We start from the raw sequence: 16895 nt of genomic DNA on the forward strand, positions 1-16895 counted from the left end.
TCCAACCGTGACCGATCCGGCCAGGCGAAGCCTCACTGATCGCCGGCAGGCCCAGAACGGCTCATACGTCTGATGTGTTTCGCGAATGTTATCGCCGGGCAGCGCAATAGGCAACGGTCGATTCAAGCAGTGAGCCGAGGCGTGGGCAGCTCCTGTGCCGACCAGACAAAGGGCTTTCACCAGGTGTTACGCGATTCAGAGCGCAGCGCTACCGCACCCCATGGGGAACCCCGTCATTCCGGGCCACCCATCGGGCGAGCGACTCGCTCCACCATATTCATCAGATGTGCGCGTTCGGCCCCGCCGACGTCAACGGCGACCCGTCCGGCGCGCTCAGGCGACGGCCCGGCGAGGCCGGGCGGCCGGGTACCGGTCAGCGGTGCGGCGGGTTCGGCGGGTCAGCTCAGGTCGCCTCCTCGGTCAGGTGCCAGATCTCCCGCATCGGGGCCCACCAGTGCCCCGAGCCGGGCTCGGCGAGAGACTCCTGGCACGGATCGGTCAGCTTCCACCACGCCTGCGTCTGCGGGTCGTCGGCCATGCGTCGCTGGTCGGCGTCGTGATCGTCGCCGACGTACTCGTAGTAACCGAACAACAGGTCGCCGTGGAGGAAGATGGTGAAGTTGCGGATGTTCCCGTCGCGCAGCGTCTGCTCGACACCGGGCCAGACCGCGGCGTGCAGCCGCAGGTAGGTCTCCCGGTGTTCTGGCCTGAGCCGGATCACCATGCCGTAACGGCGCACGTCGCACCCTTTCGGTGGGGTCGGTTGAGCCTGGTCCCGGCAGCCGCACGGCGAGTACGCAGCGTCGCCGACAAACGTCCGATGTCTCTATAGTGGTCGGGGTCGCCGATGCCGGTCCTGGGCACCGGCGCCAGGCCGGCGTCCGGTCGACCGGTCCGAAGGGGGCGTGGATGGCACTGACCGACGACGCGATCGCGAAGATCCGGAGCATGATCCAGAGCGGGGAGCTGCCCCCGGGGGCGCGGCTGCCACCGGAACCGCAACTGGCCGCCCAGATGGGGCTCTCGCGCAGTGGGGTCCGGGAAGCGGTCAAGGTGCTCGAATCGGCTCGGGTGCTCGACGTGCGGCGCGGCGACGGGACCTACGTGACAAGTCTCGCCCCCCGGCTCCTGCTGGAAGGGCTCGGCGTCGCGGTGGAGTTGCTGCGCGACGACACGCTCCTGGAGGTCATGGAGGTACGCCGGATGCTGGAGCCGATGGCGACCGGCCTGGCGGCGCTGCGGATGACCGACGCCGACCTCGACGAGCTGGGCCGGATCCTCCAGGACATGCGGGCGGCCGCCGACGACGCCGAGAAGTTGATCCAGTTCGACGCCGCATTCCACCACACCGTCATCGCCACCACCGGCAACGAGACCCTCACCTCGCTGCTGGACGGGCTCTCCGGTCGTACGCTGCGGGCTCGGGTGTGGCGCGGGTTGATCGAGGGCAACGCGGCGCACCAGACCATCGAGGAGCATCACACCATCTACCTCGCGCTGCGGGCGCGTGACCAGTTGCTGGCACAGGCCAGCGCCCTGTTGCACGTCAACACCTCCGAGGCGTGGCTGCGTACGGTGCTCGGCGCGAAGTCGTCGGACGGGTAGCGGCCGGATCGAGGCGGACAGGCCGACCGAGCCGGGCCAGACATCAGATGAGCCTCCTCGCACCGTCGGGTCGCCGCGAAACCCGGTGGCTCCAGCCCGAGGGCGGCGACCGCCATCGGGCACCGGGTCGCCGTGATCTCGGACCGCATGGGTGATCATGATGTCGGCGCTCCCGCCAGGACCTCGGCGTCGGCCCAGGCCGGGCCGTCGGGGTAGCGGTAGCGGGCCAACGAGTCCGGCAGGATCCGGGCGCTCATGCCGGGCGCGTCGGGCGCGAGGTAGCGTCCGCCGCTGACCCGTACCGGATCGACGAAGTGCTCGTGCAGGTGGTCGACGTACTCGATGGCCCGGCCCTCGGTGCTGCCGCTGAGCGCGACGAAGTCGAACAGGGCCAGGTGCTGCACCAGCTCGCACAGCCCCACTCCCCCGGCATGCGGGCAGACCGGCACCCCGAACTTCGCGGCGAGCAGCAGGACCGCCAGATTCTCGTTCACACCGGCGACCCGACAGGCGTCGATCTGCACCACGTCGACGGCGTCGGCCTGGAGCAGCTGCTTGAACATGACCGCGTTGTGCACGTGCTCGCCGGTGGCCACCTTGACCGGGGCGAGAGCCTTGCGCACAGCGCCGTGCCCGAGCACGTCGTCCGGCGAGGTCGGCTCCTCGATCCAGTACGGGTCGAACTGGGCCAACTCCCGCATCCAGCGGATCGCCTCGGGCACTCCCCAGATCTGGTTCGCGTCCACCGCGATCTGGATGTCCGGCCCGACGACCTGTCGGGCGATGCCCATCCGGCGTACGTCGTCGGTCAGGTTCCCGCCCACCTTGAGCTTGATCAGCCGGTAGCCGTCCTCGACCGCCTCCCGGCAGAGCCGGGCCAGCTTCTCGTCGTCGTAACCCAGCCAGCCGGGGGTGGTGGTGTAGGCGGGGTAGCCCTCGGCCCGTAGCCGCCGCTCGCGCTCGGCCCGCCCGCCCTCGGCGGTGCGCAGCAGCGTCACCGCCTCGTCCTCGGTGAGAGCGTCACGCAGGTAGCGGAAGTCGACCTGGGCGACCAACTGCTCCGGGGTGAGGTCGGCGAGCAGCTTCCACAACGGTTTCTCCGCCCGCCGGGCCGCGAGATCCCACACCGCGTTGACCAGACCGCCGGCGGCCATGTGCACGACCCCCTTCTCGGGCCCGAGCCAGCGGATTTGGCTGTCGCCGACCAGCCGGCGGGCCAGCGAGCCCGGGTCGGCGACCAGCTCGTCGACCCGCTGGCCGACCACCATCGGGGCGAGTGCCTGCACCGCCGCGACCTGAAGGTCGGTGCCCCGGCCCACGGTGAAGACCAGTCCGTGTCCCTCGGCGCCGGCCGAGGTCCGCAGCACCAGGTACGCGGCGGAGTAGTCGGGGAACGGGTTCATCGCGTCCGACCCGTCCCGGTGCCGGGACGTGGGAAACCGTACGTCGATGGTCTCTACGGACGAGATGCGCTCACTCACCAGTAACTCCTGAGGGATCGAGCGGGTGGGCGGGTTGCCTGCCTCGCGGTGGGCCCGACCGACGGGCGGGCCGCCTCACGTCTGTGCCTTGCCTCCGGTGATGCGGGACACCACCAGGGCCACCAGGATGACGGTGCCGTTGAGGAAGTTCGTCCACTGTGCGGGCACCCCGGCCAGGGTCAGCACGTTCATGATCATGAAGAGCAGCAGGACGCCGGTGAAGGCGCCGAAGACGCTGCCCTTGCCGCCGTTGAGGCTGACGCCGCCGATGACGGCCGCCGCGAAGACCTGGAAGATGGCGCCGCTGCCCTGGGCCGACGGCACCGCCGCGAGCCGGCCACTGATCAGTAGACCGGCCAGCGCCGCCAGCACACTTGCCACGATGAGCGCCAGCCACAGCACCCGGTCGGTCCGGATACCCGCCGCCCGGGCCGCGTCGGCGTTGCCGCCGATCGCGTACAGCGCCCGGCCGGCCCGGGTGTAGCCGAGCACGACGATCCCCGCGGCGAACAGCAGCAGCGACAGCCAGATCGAGGCCGGTACGCCGGCCCAGCTGGCGGAGCCGAGATAGGTCATCGACTCGGGCAGCATGAAGAAGGTCTGGCCACCGGAGATGCCGGTGAGCAGACCCCGCAGGACGATCAGCATGCCCAGCGTGACGACGAAGCCGTTGAGGCCGAAGCGGACGATGAGCAGCCCGTTGAAGGCGCCGACGAGGGCGCCGACGAGCAGCACGACCGGGACCGCCCAGGCGTCCGGTAGCACGTCGAGACCGAGTCCCCGGGTCAACGCGGGATCCACCACCAGCCAGGCGGCGATGCCCGGAGCGAGGCCGAAGGTGGACTCCAGCGACAGGTCCATCTTGCCGGTGATCAGCACGATGGTCTGGGCGAGGACCACGATGGCGATCTCCGACATGCTCTGCAGCACGTTGATGATGTTGTCGGTGCTGAGGAAGACCGGGCTGACGATGGACCCGACGATCGCGACCGCGATGATCGCCGGCACCAGCGCCAGGTCCCGCAGCCGGGCGATGGCCAGGCTCCGCGACGCGGCAGCCCGGGGTGGCGGCGGTGTGGCGGCCGGCCGCGCGGTGGTGGAGAGCGTCTCAGACATGGTGGAGATCCACCCCTTCCATGGCGGCTACCAGCTCGTTGTCGCTCCAGCCGTGGGACATCTCGCGGACGACCCGGCCCTGGAACATCACCAGTACGCGATCACAGATCCGCAGGTCGTCGAGTTCGTCGGAGACGACGAGCACGCCGGTGCCGCGGCGGCGTACCTCCTCGACGACGCCGAGCAGGGTCTGCTTGGAGCGCACGTCCACCCCGGCGGTCGGGGTGATCAGGACCAGCAGCTTCGGGTCGCTGGCCAGCGCCCGACCCATGACCACCTTCTGCTGGTTGCCCCCGGACAGCTCGGCGACCGGCACCTGCGGCCCGGCGGCCTTGATCGCCAGGTCGGTGATGGTGTCCCGGGCCAGGGCGTCACGCCGGGGCGGCGAGATGAGACCCCGCCGGCCGATCCGGTCCGGCACGGTCATGGTGACGTTCTCGGCGATGGACAGCAGCGGCACCAGTCCTTCGCGGTGCCGGTCCTGCGGCACCAGCCCGACACCCGCGTCGAGGGCGTCGGGCACACTGCCGGGACGCAGCGCCCGACCGTCGACGACGACCGTCCCACCCGCCGGCCGGGCCAGCCCGACGATGGCCTCGGCGACCTCGACCTTGCCGCTGCCGCCGCCGCCGGCGACGCCGACCACCTCGCCCGCCCGGGCCTCGACGGAGAGCTCGGCGCCGGAGGCGGTGACCAGATCGCGTACGGACAGCAGCACCGGAGCGTCGGCGGGCAGCGGCCGGTGCTCGGCCTCCGGCATGGTCACGTCCTCACCGGTCATCGCGGCGACCAACGCCGCACGGTTCAGCTGCGCCACCGGGGCGGTGAGGATGTGCCGGGCGTCGCGGAACACCGTCACCTGGTCGCAGATCTCGTAGATCTCCTGCAGGTGGTGGCTGATGAACAGGAAGGTCACGCCCTGCTCCCGCAACTGCCGGATCCGGGTGAACAGCCGGCTGATGCCGGCACCGTCGAGCTGGGCGGTCGGCTCGTCGAGGATGATGAACCGGGCACCGAAGGAGAGCGCCCGGGCGATCTCGACGAACTGCCGCTGCTCGACGGAGAGCGTCGACGCGGGCTGACGCACGTCGACCTCCACCGACCACTCCGCCAGCAGTTGCTCCGCCGCGTGGCGCAGCCGCGACCAACGGATCAACCCGGCCCGAGAGCGGGCGTGCCGGTTGAGGAAGAGGTTCTCCGCCACGGTGAGGCTGCCGATGATCGTGGACTTCTGGTAGACGCAGGCGACCCGTCTGCGCCAGGCGTCCCGGTCGCCGAGCGGCGGGGCCGGACGCCCGTCGAAGGCCACCGCGCCGTCGTCGGCGGCCTGCAAGCCGGTGAGAATGCTGACGAGTGTGGACTTGCCGGCGCCGTTGCGCCCGACCAGGGCGTGCGTCTCGCCACGGCGGACCACGATGCCGGCGTCGGCCAGCGCCACCGTCGACCCGAACCGTTTGGTGATCTGCACGGCCTCCACGACGGGCTGGTCGGTGCCGACCAGCCCGTCGGCCGGCCCACTCGGGGTGGCGCTCATGCGTTGTTGCCCCACAGGGACGGGTCGTCGAACTTCAGGGTGGGCTCACCGGCGATCGGCGCACCGTCAAGCGTCACCAGCGGTGCCGGCAGCTGGTCCTCCAGCAGACCGTCGCGTACCTGGATGATGGTGCTGCCGTGCTCGGTCGGGCCGGGCTGGAACGTCTTGCCCTCGATCGCCGCCCGCACGTACTCCAGGCCGTACCTGGCGTAGAGGTCGGCCGGCTGGCTGACGGTGGCGTCGATCAGCCCCTCGCCGATGTTCTTCAGCTCCTCGGGAATGCCGTCGTTGGAGACCACGAAGACGTGCTTCGGGTCGCTGGGCGGCACCTGGAGGCCCCGCTGCTTGAGGATCTGGAGGGTGCCGGAGAGGGCGAACGAGGACTGCATGTAGATGCCCTTGATGTCCGGGTCCGACGCGAACCGGGTCTGCAGCTTCGACGCCGCCACGTCGGCCTTCCAGTCGGTGGCCTCGCCGAACACGGTGATGTCGGGGAACTGCTGCTGCATGCACTCGTTGAACGCCTCGGTGCGGTCCCGGCCGTTGATCGAGTCCAGGCCGCCCTGGAGCATGACGACCTTGCCCTTGCCGCCGAGCTTGGTGCCGAGGAACTGGCACGCCTTGATGCCGTAGGCGCGGTTGTCGGCACGGACGACCATGAACACGTTGCCGGTGTCCGGCCGGGTGTCGATGGTGACCACCGGGATCTTCTTGCTGTCCAGTTGGGACAGCGTCGGCGCGATGGCGGCGGTGTCCTGCGGCGCCATCACCACACCCTTGACGCCCTGGCTGATGAAGGCCTGGGTGTTGGAGATCAGGTTGGCGATGTCGTTCTGCGAGTTGGTGGTCTTGACCTCGACACCCAGTTCGTCGGCGAACTGCGGGACGTACTTGATGTAGGAGTTCCAGAAGTCCGTGTCGGAGCGGGGATAGTCGACCCCGACGACCTGCGAGCCGCCCGATCCGGTCCCGTCGGCCGCGCCGTCACCGCAGCCGGCGGCGAGGGTGGCCGACGCGCCGAGCAGCAGCGTCAGCCCCATGCTCGTCAGTGCCCTGCTTCTCATGGTCGTTCCTCCATATCCGGGACATCAACGCGGCGACCCCGGTCAGGCCGCGACAGGGGCACTCGTCGGACGCGATGTGCGATGGGGTTCACGGCCGCCAACGTGCGACGAAGAACCGGGTACGGGACATGGCGATCCCTCCAAGACACGGTGGCGGGTGGTGGAGTTCACGTGACTCAGACGTCAGACGTTAGGGCTTCCAGACATGTGACGTCAACGCCCGAGATCGCGTAAAACCCGCGAGATGCGACGCTGGGTTGGCGTAGACATCAGATCGATTGCGCCGACGAACGGCGCTCCCGGCCCGACTGGAAGGCCGGCGGCCAATGCCGCGGAAACCGCCGCCCGGGTGACTCGCGGGCGGCTGGCCGGCCCGGCACGCGACAGTCACCGAGCAGTTCTCGGCCGCCGATGTTGGCGATCACATCTGCGCGACCATGGCTGTCCTTCGGGTCTGGAGGCGCTAGCTGGGAACGCTAACATCGATGACGCTGAGATTGCTAGCTTGTTGCGGACACGATCAGGAGAAGCTGAGCCGTCAGCGGCACCGCCCCGCCACCACGGTCGCGCACCGAATTGTCGGTCCTGCCTGGCACATTGGTCGCCTGGACGCGAACCGATTGGAGCAACCCGATGAGCCGCCAGATCCAGGTCACCTTCGACGCCCACGACCCGACGGCGCTGTCCACGTTCTGGCGGGACGCCCTGGGCTACGTGCATCCCGGTCCGCCCGGAGTCGACCTCCCCGACGGTGCCGACCCGCTGGCCGCATGGGACGACTTCCTCGCCCGGATCGGCGTACCGCCGGAGCAGCGCAACACCAGGTCGGCCATTGAGGACCCGGACGGGCTCGGTCCGCGGTTGTTCTTCCAGCAGGTGCCGGAGGACAAGGTCGCCAAGAACCGGGTGCACCTCGACGTACGGGCCGCGCCCGGGCTCACCGGCGCGGAACGGATGGCAGCGTTGCAGGCCGAGTCTGATCGGCTGGTCGCGTTGGGCGCCAAGCAGCTGCGCCGGGTCGAGCCCGCGCCGCCGCTTGAGGCCGGCTTCATCGTGCTGACCGACCCCGAGGGCAACGAGTTCTGCCTCGACTGAGGGCGGATCGACGCTACCGGCCCTACGCCGGCTCTCGCTGCCTCGCGATGAGCGCCAGCAGGCCGGCGTGCGTATCCGCGTCGGCCGCCGCGACGAGCCCGCCCAGGCCGCTGCGCCAGGGCCGACCGTCGATGCCGGTCACCACGCAGCCGGCCGCCTCGCAGAGCGCGATGCCGGCCGCGAAGTGCACGTTGTCGCGCAGTCGGCCGTCCGTGACGTACGCGGCGCGCCGGCCGGCCGCGACCCAGGCCAACGCCAACGTGGTCGACACGACCCGTGGCCGAAACCGCTCCACGAAGCCCTCGTCCGTCAGCAGCCGGGCCGCCCGGAACACCCGCTCGTTCGGAAAGGGCGGGTCGAGGTTGACGTCCACCAGCCCGGATGCCGCCGACGGCAGGAGGTGCTGATCAACACCGCCGCACCGCACCCGGGCGGCGGTGCCGTCGGTCCAGAAGACCTCCTGAGCGAACGGGTCGACGGCGGCCGCCGCCGCGACCTCCGCGTCGACCCGCAGGGCCACGTTCACCGAGACCAGCGTGGTGTGTACGGCGAAGTTCAGCGTCCCGCAGAGCGGATCGACGAGCCAGACCCGCCCGCTCCCGTCTGACCCGCTGCGTCCGCTCTCCTCGGCCACCATCGCGTCGTCGGGTCGTGCGGACCGCAGCACGCCGAGAATCGCCTGCTCCGCCTCGATGTCCGCGCTGGTGGCGAAGTCCCCACCCGCCTTCGCGAAGCGGTCCACGGACCTGCCGTGGTGGGAACGCACCACCTCGGCACCGGCCCGCGCGGCCTGGATCGCAAGTTCAGCGTCTGCACGCGACATCCGCCCACCGTACGTCGATCCCGGTCGCGGGTGGGCCCCGGCTCAGTCGAGCAGCTTCGCCGGGGCCACCGCGTCGGTCAGCTGTGGCCGAGGGAATCCCGTACCGCTGCGGAGAGCAGGTTGGCCCGCTCGTCGTCGAAGCCGCCCATCTGGTTGACCACGTAACCGAAGCCGACCTGGTGGGCGTCGTCGCCGAAGGCCAGGTGCCCGCCGGCGCCGTCGTGGCCGAAGCTGCGTACGCCGAGCATCGGGCGGGGCTCCGAGTGCACCAGGAACCCGGTGCCCCAGCGGTGTCCCGCGTCGGGCAGTCCGTAGACCTGCTGACCACTGACCCGGACCGTGACCGCGTCGTCGACAGACGCGGGGCTGAGCAGCCGCGCTCCGCCGACCTCGGAGACGCAGGCGGCGTAGAGCCGGGCCAGGCTCTCGGCCGTGCTCACCGCGCCCGCACCCGGGATCTGCGCGGCCTGGATGGCCGGGTCGTTGAAGCTGACCAGGCCGTCCTCGTCGGCGGGGAAGGCGAAGGCGCCGCCCATGGTGATGCCACGCTCAGCGACCGGGTCACTGGCCGGAACGGGTTCGCCGATCGGTGCCAGCATCCAGGCGACCGCGTCCCGTTCGGCGGCCGGCAGCCCGATCCAGGTACGCAGACCGAGCGGCTCGCCGAGGACCCGGGAGAAGTAGGCGCCGGGCATCTCGCCGGTGATCCGTCGGATCACCTCGCCGATCAGCCAGCCGTAGGTGATCGCGTGGTAGCTGTGTGCGGTGCCCGGCTTCCACAGTGGAGTCTGCGCCTCGATCGCCTTGATCACCGGTTCCCAGGCCAGCACCTCCTCGCGGGTGAAGGGCTTGTCCAGCGCCGGCAGGCCGGACTGGTGGGTGAGCAGCCACCGGACCGGGATCTCCGCCTTGCCGTGCTGGCCGAACTCCGGCCAGTAGCGGATGACCGGCGCGTCAAGGTCCAGCCGCCCCTCCTGCGCCAGCAGGTACGCGCAGATCGCCATGATCCCCTTGGTGCAGGAGAAGACGACGGCGGGCGTGTCCGCGGTCCAGGGGCGTCCCGACCGGGCGTCGGCCAGCCCACCGTGCAGGTCGACGACCTTGCGGCCGCGAAGGTAGACGGCGACCGCGGCGCCCACCTCCTGCCGGTGGGTGAAGTTGTCCCGAAACACGTCGGCGACCCGGCCGAAGCCCTCGTCGACGTCACCGTGGATCTGGCTGTCGCTCAACCCGCTATCCCTTCACGGAACCCTGGAGCAGGGCCTTGATGAACTGTCGCTGGAAGATCAGGAACACGATGAGGGTAGGCGTGAGGATGAGCAACGAGCCAGCGCACAGCAGCACCAGATCGGTTCCCCACTGCCCCTGGAAGGCACCGAGAGCGCCGGCCATGGTCCGCTTCGTCGCATCGTCGACGAGCACGATGGCGAGCAGGAACTGGTTCCAGGTCCACAGGAACAACAGGATGGTCAGCGAGGCGATGGCCGGTCGGGCCAGCGGCACGTGGACCCGCCAGAACAGCTGCCAGGTGTTGCTGCCGTCCACCCGCGCCGCCTCGGACAGCTCGCGGGGCACGTTGATGAAGTGGGCACGCATCCAGAAGACCGCGAACGGCATGTAGAGACCGATCAACGGCAGGATGATCGCCCAGCGGGTGTTGAGCAGACCGAGATCCCGCATCTGGTAGTACAGCGCGGTGACCACCGCCTCGAAGGGCAGGGTCAGGCCGAGCAGCAGCAGTCCGAAGGCGAGGTGACCGCCGGGCACCCGCAGGTGGCCGAGGCCGAACCCGGCCATGGTCGCGATGAGTACGCCGACCGGCACCACCCCGGCCACGATCAGCGCGCTCGACTTCAGCAGCGCGCCCATGTTGGCGGCGGTGAAGGCGTCGGCGAAGTTGCCCCACTGCGGGTCGCTGGGCCAGGCCAGGCCGGTGGGTACGGTGCCGCGCGGTTGCAGCGCCGCCGACAGCATGCTCAAAAACGGCAGCAGGGTGACCACGACCAGCGCGATCAGGAAGATGCGACCGGTCAGCCGCTCGCTGCGGGTGGTCAGGTTCATCACTTCTCTCCCCTGGTCAGCCGCTGGATCGGCAGTACGCACACCAGCACCAGCGCCATCAGCACCACCGCGAGGGCCGAGGCGAGGCCGACCTGACGCTGGGAGAAGGCGAGCCGATAGATCTCCAGGCCGGGCACGGTGGTCTGGATTCCGGGGCCACCGCTGGTGGAGATGTAGACGATGTCGAAGCTGGCCAGCGCCGCGATGATGGTCACGGTCAGGCAGATACCGATCTCCTGGCGCAGGCTGGGCAGGGTGACCGCGAAGAACTCCCGCACCGGGCCGGCGCCGTCGATGCGGGCGGCCTCGTAGAGCGACGGATCGATCTTGCTCATTCCGGTGATCAGCAGGATCGTGCAGAGACCGAGCATGACCCAGGTGCCGATGACGCCCACCGCCGGCAGCGCGGTGTCGAAGTCGCCGAGCCAGGCCCGGGTGACGCCGTCCAGCCCGACGGCCCGCAACGCCTGGTTGACCAGTCCGTTGCTGGAGAGCACCCAGCTCCAGGCGATGCCGGCCGCGACGAGCGGGATCACCTGGGGCAGGAACAGCACGGTGCGGACCATGGTGCCGGCCGGGCCGGTGGTGATCCGCCGGACCAGGCTGGCCACCAGCAGGCCGAGCAGGACCGGGATGAAGCTGAAGAAGATGATCAGGATGAACGCGTTCGAGATGATCTTCAACAGGTCGCGGTCGGTGAAGACCGTGAGGTAGTTGTCCAGCCCCGCCCAGCGGGCCGCACCGATGCCGTTCCAGTCGTACAGCGAGTACTGCATGGTCAGCACGAGCGGACGCAGTACGAAGACGCCGTACATGATCAGGGCGGGCAGGACCCAGAGCCACCCGGACCACCGGACCGTGCGGCCCCACCGCTTCCGGTGGGGCCGCACGGGTGCCCGGGTGTCCCCCCGGCCGGGTCGGGACGCGGTGTCCGACCCGGCCGGGGCGCTGCCGAGGGCAGACGTCATCGGGACAGTTCCTTCTCGTACTCGGCCTGGACCGCCTTGACGTACCCCTCCGGGGTCTGCTGGCCGGCGATCAACTTCTGCATCTCGGGGGTGATGGCGGCGGCGAAGATGCCGCCGGTGGCGTTCGCGGTGAAGTCGACCGCGCCGTTGTCCGCGCCGAGCTGCTGGGACGCCTTGAGCGTCTCGGCGAGCACGGTGCCCTCCGACACCGGCGGCAGGGCGAGGTCGGCCGGGCCGCCCGGGTGCGAGCCGCCGACGTTGACCGAGATCTCCCGGGCCTTGTCGTTGGTGTGCACCCAGTTGAGGAAGAAGGCTGCGGCATCGGGGTTCTTGGCCTTGGCGCCGACGCCGAACGTGTTCGGCGCGGACATCGCGACCCGCTTGGCGTCGGCGGTCTCACCCGGGAAGAGGAAGAAGCCGACCTCGCCGGCCATGTTCTTGTCCAGGTTGCCCGACTCCCAGTCGCCGTTGAACATGAACAGGCCGTTGCCCTTCTGGAACTCGCCCATCATGGCCGTGTAGTCGATGGCGTTGGCGTCCTTCGGGAAGTAGCCGGCCTCGGCCCACTTCTGGATGGTCTGGGTGGCCTTGAGCGCCGCCGGCGTGTCGAAGGTGGCGCCCGGCTTCTGGAAGATCCAGTCGGCGATGGCGGTCGGGTCGCCGTACTGGTTCTGCAGGGCCTGGTGCGGGAAGTTGATGCCGGCGGTGTTCTTGTTGAACTGCATGATCGGCAGCAGGTTGGCCGCCTTCGCCTTGGCCAGCAGCTGCTCGAACTCGGCGATGGTGGCCGGCGGCTGGGTCATGCCGACCTGCTCGGCCTGCTTCTTGTTGTAGAAGACGCCGGTCACGCTGTAGCCCAGGCCCATGCCGTACAGCGAGCCGCTGCCGCGTACCGCGCCGCCGTCGGACAGGCGCAGCTGGACGAGCTGGGAGGCGGGGAACCTGTCCCAGCCGTACGCGTCGAAGTACGGGTCCAGGTTCTTCAGCAGCCCGTCCTTGACCAGGTCGACCATGGTGGGCAGCCGGATGATGTCGGGCGCGTTGTCCGAGGCGAGCACCCGGGGCGCGTTCTCCGTGATGACGGTGAACTGGTCCTCGCGGACGTTGAACGTGACGTTCGGGTGCTGCTTGGTGAACTCGTCGGCGAGGGCCTTGGCCAGCGGGAAGCCGGTCTCGGCGTACATTTCCAGGGTGATCGGGTCGGTACCCAGCTCGGTGCTCACCGGGGCGTCGGAGTCCCCCGTGGGGGTCTCCTCGGAACCCGGTGCGCTACAGGCGCTGATGGCCAGGCTGGCGCCCAGTAGCGGCACCAGCAGTGCCAACCGGCGTCGGGTGAACCTTGTCGAGAACTCCGGCACCTCATGCTCCTTGACTCAATCCGCGCGCCGGACCGGTCGACGGCCGTCCGTGGCGCCCGCCACAAGCCCGGCCCACCGGCCACCACGTGTCGCAACGTCGCGTGCCTGACCCGGCTCGCGGCCCGCGGTACCCAATATGACGTCGGAAGACGCGAAGGCGTCCACCGCAGAGGTGAAACCACGTCGCTAAACTGATTTAGCAGAGCATGCGCGCGTCGCCGGGGAGTGTCAAGGACGAGTTCGCAACGGTCTGGAAACAGATGGTTCACCAGCCGCCCGGCCGGGCTGGACCACACCGCCGGTGACCACGTGAGCGACTCGACCCATCATGATGGGACGACGGCGGCGTCGGGACGGACCGCCGTGATCGGAGGACGCAATGGGTCGGGAGAGAGCGACACTGGCCGACGTGGCGCGACGGGCCGGCCTGTCCAAGACCGCCGCGTCGATGGTGCTGAACGGCCGCGAGGGCACCCGGCTCTCCGCCGAGGCGCACCAGCGGGTCTTCGCGGCCGCCGAGGAACTCGGCTACCGACCCAACGTGGCCGCCCGCAGCCTGCGGACCCGCAAGACCGCCACCATCGCGTTCGTCTCCGACATCGTCGCCACCACCCGCTTCGCCGGTGGCCTCATCCGCGGCGCGCTGGACGCCGCCCGCGAGCGCGACCACGTCCTGCTGATCACCGAGACGCAGGGCGACGCGACGTTCGAGCGGTACGCCATCGAGGCCATCCTCGACCGCCAGGTCGACGGCGTGATCTACGCGGCCATGGCGACCCGCCGCCTGGCGGTGCCGCCGGCCATCCTCGGCGGCTCGGTCGTGCTGCTCAACGCGACCAGTCCGGAGTCGTTGCCCTGCGTGCTCCCCGACGACGAGGGAGCCGGCGCGATGATCGCCGAGACGCTGCTCGCCAACGGCCACCGGGACCGGATCGCCCTGATCGGCCGTAACCGGCAGAAGGAACGCGACCCGGAGATATCGCTGGCCGCCGACGCTCGGCTGCGCGGCATCCGGGACACGCTCGCCGCCGCCGGTGTCTCGCTGCTCGCCGAGGGCTTCTGCCCGGAGTGGCTGCCGGAACACGGCTACACCGCCATGCGTACGCTGCTGGAGCGCCCGACCCGGCCCAGTGCGGTGATCTGCATGAACGACCGGCTCGCCTTCGGCGCGTACCAGGCCCTCGGCGAGGCCGGCCTGACCATTCCGGGCGACCTTTCGGTGATCTCCTTCGACGACGACCCGATCGCCGCGTGGCTACGGCCGGGGCTGTCCACCGCGGCCCTGCCGCACGAACAGATGGGCCGCCGCGCGGTGGAGGTGTTGCTCGACGGCGGTGACGCTGCCGCGTCGTTCGTCCCGATGCCGCTGCGGCGGCGGCGGTCCGTGGCCGCGCCCGCCGACTGACCCGCGCCGCCTGTGGCCACACCTGGCCACACCCGCCGTAGTCGCTAAACCGATTCACTGGTACGTTTCCGGCCATGCTTCGACTGCCCGACCACTGGGTGTGGGACAGCTGGTACGCCCAGGACGACAACGGCCGCTGGCACGCGTTCTTCCTGCGCGCCTCCCGGGCCCTGCTCGACCCGCACCGCCGTCACCGGCGCGCCTCGATCGGCCACGCGGTCTCCACCGACCTGCGCTCCTGGCAGCTGGGCGCCGACGCCCTCGTCCCCGCCGACGCGCCCGCCTGGGACGACCTGGCGACCTGGACCGGCTGCACGGTGCGCGGCCCGGACCAGCGGTGGTACCTGTTCTACACCGGGGTCGGCCGAGCCGAGGACGGGCTGGTCCAGCGCATCGGCCTGGCCGTCTCCGACGACCTGGTCACCTGGCACCGGCACGGCGACGCGCCGCTGCTCGAAGCCGATCCGACCTGGTACGAACTGCTCGACCGCGACATGTGGTACGAGCAGGCCTGGCGCGACCCGTGGGTCTTTCCGGACCCCGACGGCGACGGCTGGCACATGCTGGTGACCGCCCGCGCCAACCGGGGACCGGCCGACGCGCGCGGCGTCGTCGGTCACGCGACCTCCCCCGACCTGGTCAACTGGACGGTCCGGCCGCCGTTGTCCACGCCGGCCGGCTTCGGTCACCTGGAGGTGCCGCAGGTCGCCGTCGTCGACGGACAGCCGCTGCTGCTGTTCTGCACCAACGCCTTCGCCGCCGGCCGGGAAGCCGAGTCGCGGCTCTGGGTCGCCACCGGGCCCACCGTGCGCGGGCCCTGGGACATCGCCGCCGCCCGGCCGGTCGCCCAACCGCACCTGTACGCGCCCCGCCTGGTCCCCGACGGCGACGGCTGGTCCCTCATCGGCTTCGTCGAGCACGCCGACGGCGAGTTCGTCGGGGAACTCAGCGATCCCGTTCCGGTCCGCTACGACCCCACCGGCGGCCTGGTCGCCCGGCAGCCGGCAGCCGTCGGTAGGTGAGGTGCCGGCCGCCAGCGCTGAGCCAGGGGGCCGGTCAGGAACCTGGCGTGCCGCCCACAACTCCTGTTCCGGCCCGCTGGCCACCCCGCCGATATGAGGATGAGCGCGTACGGCTCGGCCGGGCCGGTACCGCTCGATCCGACCCGACAGGTGGTGGGCATGTCCCAGGACGACGAGATTCGTCCCTTCCGTCTCGACACGCCGGAAGAGGCGCTCACGGACCTGCGTCGTCGGATCACGGCCACCCGCTGGCCCACCCGGGAACTGGTCGCCGACCGCTCGCAGGGCGTGCAACTGGCGACGGTCCAGGAGTTGGCCCGCTACTGGACCACCGAGTACGACTGGCGCGCGTGCGAGGCCAGGTTGAACGCCCTGCCGCAGTACACCACCGAGATCGACGGCGTGCCGATTCACTTCGTCCACGTCCGGTCGCCGCACGAGGGCGCGCTACCGCTGATCATGACGCACGGCTGGCCCGGCTCGGTCGTCGAACTGCTCGGGGTGGTCGGCCCGCTCACCGACCCGACGGCGCACGGCGGACGGGCCGAGGACGCCTTCCACCTGGTGCTGCCGTCGCTGCCCGGCTACGGCTTCTCCGGCGAGCCGACCGAGCTCGGGTGGGACTCCAACCGGATCGCACAGGCCTGGGCACAGTTGATGGACCGCCTCGGGTACTCGCGCTATGTGGCACAGGGCGGCGATGTGGGCGCCTCCGTGACAGACGCGATGGGCCGTCAGGGACCCGGCGGGCTGGCCGGCATCCACGTCAACCTGCTCGCCGCCGCGATCGGTCTCAAGGATCAACTGCCGTCGGAGTCCGCGCCGGAACGCGCGGCCCACGACGCGCTGACCACGTTCACCACTGACGGTTTCGGCTACTTCCTGGAACAGTCCACCCGTCCGCAGACCATCGGCTACTCGCTGCTCGACTCACCGGTCGGGCTGGCGGCGTGGATGCTGGACCACGACACGGACAGCTACTACAAGATCTCCCGCGCGTTCGTCGACGGCGAACCGGTCGGTGGTCTCACCCGGGACACCGTCGTCGACAACATCACGCTGTACTGGCTGACCGGCACCGGCGCCTCGTCCGCCCGGTGGTACTGGGAGTTCGGGCGCTTCCAGGCGACAGCCGACGCGGCCGGCCAGCCGCCGCCACCGGTCGCGGTCCCGGTCGGCTTCACGGCGTTCCCCGGCGAGATCTGGGCTGCCCCACGTAGCTGGGTCGAGGCCGTCTACCCCGGCGTCGCGTACTTCAACGAGGTCGACCGTGGCGGCCACTTCGCGGCCTGGGAGGAACCGGAACTCTTCGCCGCCGAGGTGCGGGCCGCGTTCCGGCCGCTGCGGCAACCCTGAACCGCCG

15 protein-coding genes are annotated in these 16895 nt (G+C 70.3%); 5 read left to right on the forward strand and 10 right to left on the reverse strand.

What is annotated here, in order from left to right:
- Positions 1-403 precede the first annotated feature (403 nt).
- Positions 404-739, reverse strand: a complete 336-nt coding sequence (locus O3597_RS12050) for an L-rhamnose mutarotase (protein ID WP_281604200.1) — start codon at positions 737-739, stop codon at positions 404-406.
- A 170-nt stretch (positions 740-909) separates the two neighbouring features.
- On the opposite strand from O3597_RS12050, the gene O3597_RS12055 reads away from it, so the two are divergent.
- On the forward strand, positions 910-1605 hold the full coding sequence (locus tag O3597_RS12055) for a FadR/GntR family transcriptional regulator (RefSeq protein ID WP_281604201.1): 696 nt from the start codon (positions 910-912) through the stop codon (positions 1603-1605).
- A gap of 155 nt (positions 1606-1760) precedes the next feature.
- Here O3597_RS12055 and O3597_RS12060 read toward each other — a convergent pair whose 3' ends face one another.
- From O3597_RS12060 to O3597_RS12075, 4 genes are all read right to left on the reverse strand, one after another.
- Positions 1761-3089, reverse strand: coding sequence for an enolase C-terminal domain-like protein (locus O3597_RS12060; RefSeq protein WP_281604519.1), 1329 nt, complete (start codon positions 3087-3089; stop codon positions 1761-1763).
- A 72-nt stretch (positions 3090-3161) separates the two neighbouring features.
- On the reverse strand, positions 3162-4202 hold the full coding sequence (locus O3597_RS12065) for an ABC transporter permease (protein ID WP_281604202.1): 1041 nt from the start codon (positions 4200-4202) through the stop codon (positions 3162-3164).
- A complete protein-coding gene (locus O3597_RS12070) occupies positions 4195-5736 on the reverse strand; it encodes a sugar ABC transporter ATP-binding protein (RefSeq protein WP_164447118.1) in 1542 nt (513 codons plus the stop codon). The genes O3597_RS12065 and O3597_RS12070 overlap by 8 nt, the downstream gene beginning before the upstream one ends.
- A complete protein-coding gene (locus O3597_RS12075; protein WP_208020862.1) occupies positions 5733-6800 on the reverse strand; it encodes a sugar ABC transporter substrate-binding protein in 1068 nt (355 codons plus the stop codon). Before O3597_RS12075 ends, O3597_RS12070 begins: the two co-directional genes overlap by 4 nt.
- A 633-nt stretch (positions 6801-7433) precedes the next feature.
- Between O3597_RS12075 and O3597_RS12080 the strand changes: the two genes are divergently transcribed.
- Positions 7434-7895 carry a VOC family protein gene (locus O3597_RS12080; protein ID WP_164447119.1) on the forward strand — a complete coding sequence of 154 codons (462 nt, stop codon included), beginning with the start codon at positions 7434-7436 and terminating at the stop codon, positions 7893-7895.
- A gap of 22 nt (positions 7896-7917) precedes the next feature.
- On the opposite strand, the gene O3597_RS12085 is transcribed toward O3597_RS12080, so the two are convergent.
- From O3597_RS12085 to O3597_RS12105, 5 genes are all read right to left on the reverse strand, one after another.
- Complete coding sequence (locus tag O3597_RS12085) at positions 7918-8718, reverse strand: inositol monophosphatase family protein (RefSeq protein ID WP_281604203.1); 801 nt, start codon at positions 8716-8718, stop codon at positions 7918-7920.
- A gap of 77 nt (positions 8719-8795) precedes the next feature.
- Positions 8796-9947, reverse strand: a complete 1152-nt coding sequence (locus tag O3597_RS12090; protein WP_281604204.1) for a serine hydrolase domain-containing protein — start codon at positions 9945-9947, stop codon at positions 8796-8798.
- A 4-nt stretch (positions 9948-9951) separates the two neighbouring features.
- On the reverse strand, positions 9952-10779 hold the full coding sequence (locus O3597_RS12095; RefSeq protein ID WP_281604205.1) for a carbohydrate ABC transporter permease: 828 nt from the start codon (positions 10777-10779) through the stop codon (positions 9952-9954).
- On the reverse strand, positions 10779-11747 hold the full coding sequence (locus O3597_RS12100) for a sugar ABC transporter permease (protein WP_164447123.1): 969 nt from the start codon (positions 11745-11747) through the stop codon (positions 10779-10781). Before O3597_RS12100 ends, O3597_RS12095 begins: the two co-directional genes overlap by 1 nt.
- The gene (locus O3597_RS12105; protein WP_281604206.1) at positions 11744-13105 is read right to left on the reverse strand and encodes an extracellular solute-binding protein; all 1362 of its coding nucleotides are present in this window, start codon (positions 13103-13105) and stop codon (positions 11744-11746) included. Before O3597_RS12105 ends, O3597_RS12100 begins: the two co-directional genes overlap by 4 nt.
- A gap of 379 nt (positions 13106-13484) precedes the next feature.
- On the opposite strand from O3597_RS12105, the gene O3597_RS12110 reads away from it, so the two are divergent.
- The 3 genes from O3597_RS12110 (at position 13485) to O3597_RS12120 (ending at position 16888) form a co-directional block, all read left to right on the forward strand.
- Entirely contained in the window at positions 13485-14510 is a 1026-nt protein-coding gene (locus O3597_RS12110; protein WP_281604207.1) for a LacI family DNA-binding transcriptional regulator, read from the forward strand.
- A 74-nt stretch (positions 14511-14584) separates the two neighbouring features.
- Complete coding sequence (locus O3597_RS12115; RefSeq protein WP_164447126.1) at positions 14585-15532, forward strand: glycoside hydrolase family 68 protein; 948 nt, start codon at positions 14585-14587, stop codon at positions 15530-15532.
- Positions 15533-15691: 159 nt separating this feature from the next.
- Positions 15692-16888, forward strand: coding sequence for an epoxide hydrolase family protein (locus O3597_RS12120; RefSeq protein WP_281604520.1), 1197 nt, complete (start codon positions 15692-15694; stop codon positions 16886-16888).
- The last annotated feature ends 7 nt before the right edge of the window (positions 16889-16895 follow it).

Origin of the sequence: Verrucosispora sp. WMMA2044 (assembly GCF_027497155.1) — a bacterium.
Taxonomy (GTDB): Bacteria; Actinomycetota; Actinomycetes; order Mycobacteriales; family Micromonosporaceae; genus Micromonospora; species Micromonospora palythoicola.

Excerpts from the sequence above, each read along its gene's own strand:
- O3597_RS12075 (WP_208020862.1), bottom strand. The coding sequence starts at position 6,800 with ATGAGAAGCAGGGCACTGACGAGCATGGGGCTGACGCTGCTGCTCGGC.
- O3597_RS12055 (WP_281604201.1), top strand. The coding sequence starts at position 910 with ATGGCACTGACCGACGACGCGATCGCGAAGATCCGGAGCATGATCCAG.
- O3597_RS12070 (WP_164447118.1), bottom strand. The coding sequence starts at position 5,736 with ATGAGCGCCACCCCGAGTGGGCCGGCCGACGGGCTGGTCGGCACCGAC.
- O3597_RS12115 (WP_164447126.1), top strand. The coding sequence starts at position 14,585 with ATGCTTCGACTGCCCGACCACTGGGTGTGGGACAGCTGGTACGCCCAG.
- O3597_RS12065 (WP_281604202.1), bottom strand. The coding sequence starts at position 4,202 with ATGTCTGAGACGCTCTCCACCACCGCGCGGCCGGCCGCCACACCGCCG.
- O3597_RS12095 (WP_281604205.1), bottom strand. The coding sequence starts at position 10,779 with ATGAACCTGACCACCCGCAGCGAGCGGCTGACCGGTCGCATCTTCCTG.
- O3597_RS12100 (WP_164447123.1), bottom strand. The coding sequence starts at position 11,747 with ATGACGTCTGCCCTCGGCAGCGCCCCGGCCGGGTCGGACACCGCGTCC.
- O3597_RS12120 (WP_281604520.1), top strand. The coding sequence starts at position 15,692 with ATGTCCCAGGACGACGAGATTCGTCCCTTCCGTCTCGACACGCCGGAA.
- O3597_RS12110 (WP_281604207.1), top strand. The coding sequence starts at position 13,485 with ATGGGTCGGGAGAGAGCGACACTGGCCGACGTGGCGCGACGGGCCGGC.
- O3597_RS12085 (WP_281604203.1), bottom strand. The coding sequence starts at position 8,718 with ATGTCGCGTGCAGACGCTGAACTTGCGATCCAGGCCGCGCGGGCCGGT.
- O3597_RS12080 (WP_164447119.1), top strand. The coding sequence starts at position 7,434 with ATGAGCCGCCAGATCCAGGTCACCTTCGACGCCCACGACCCGACGGCG.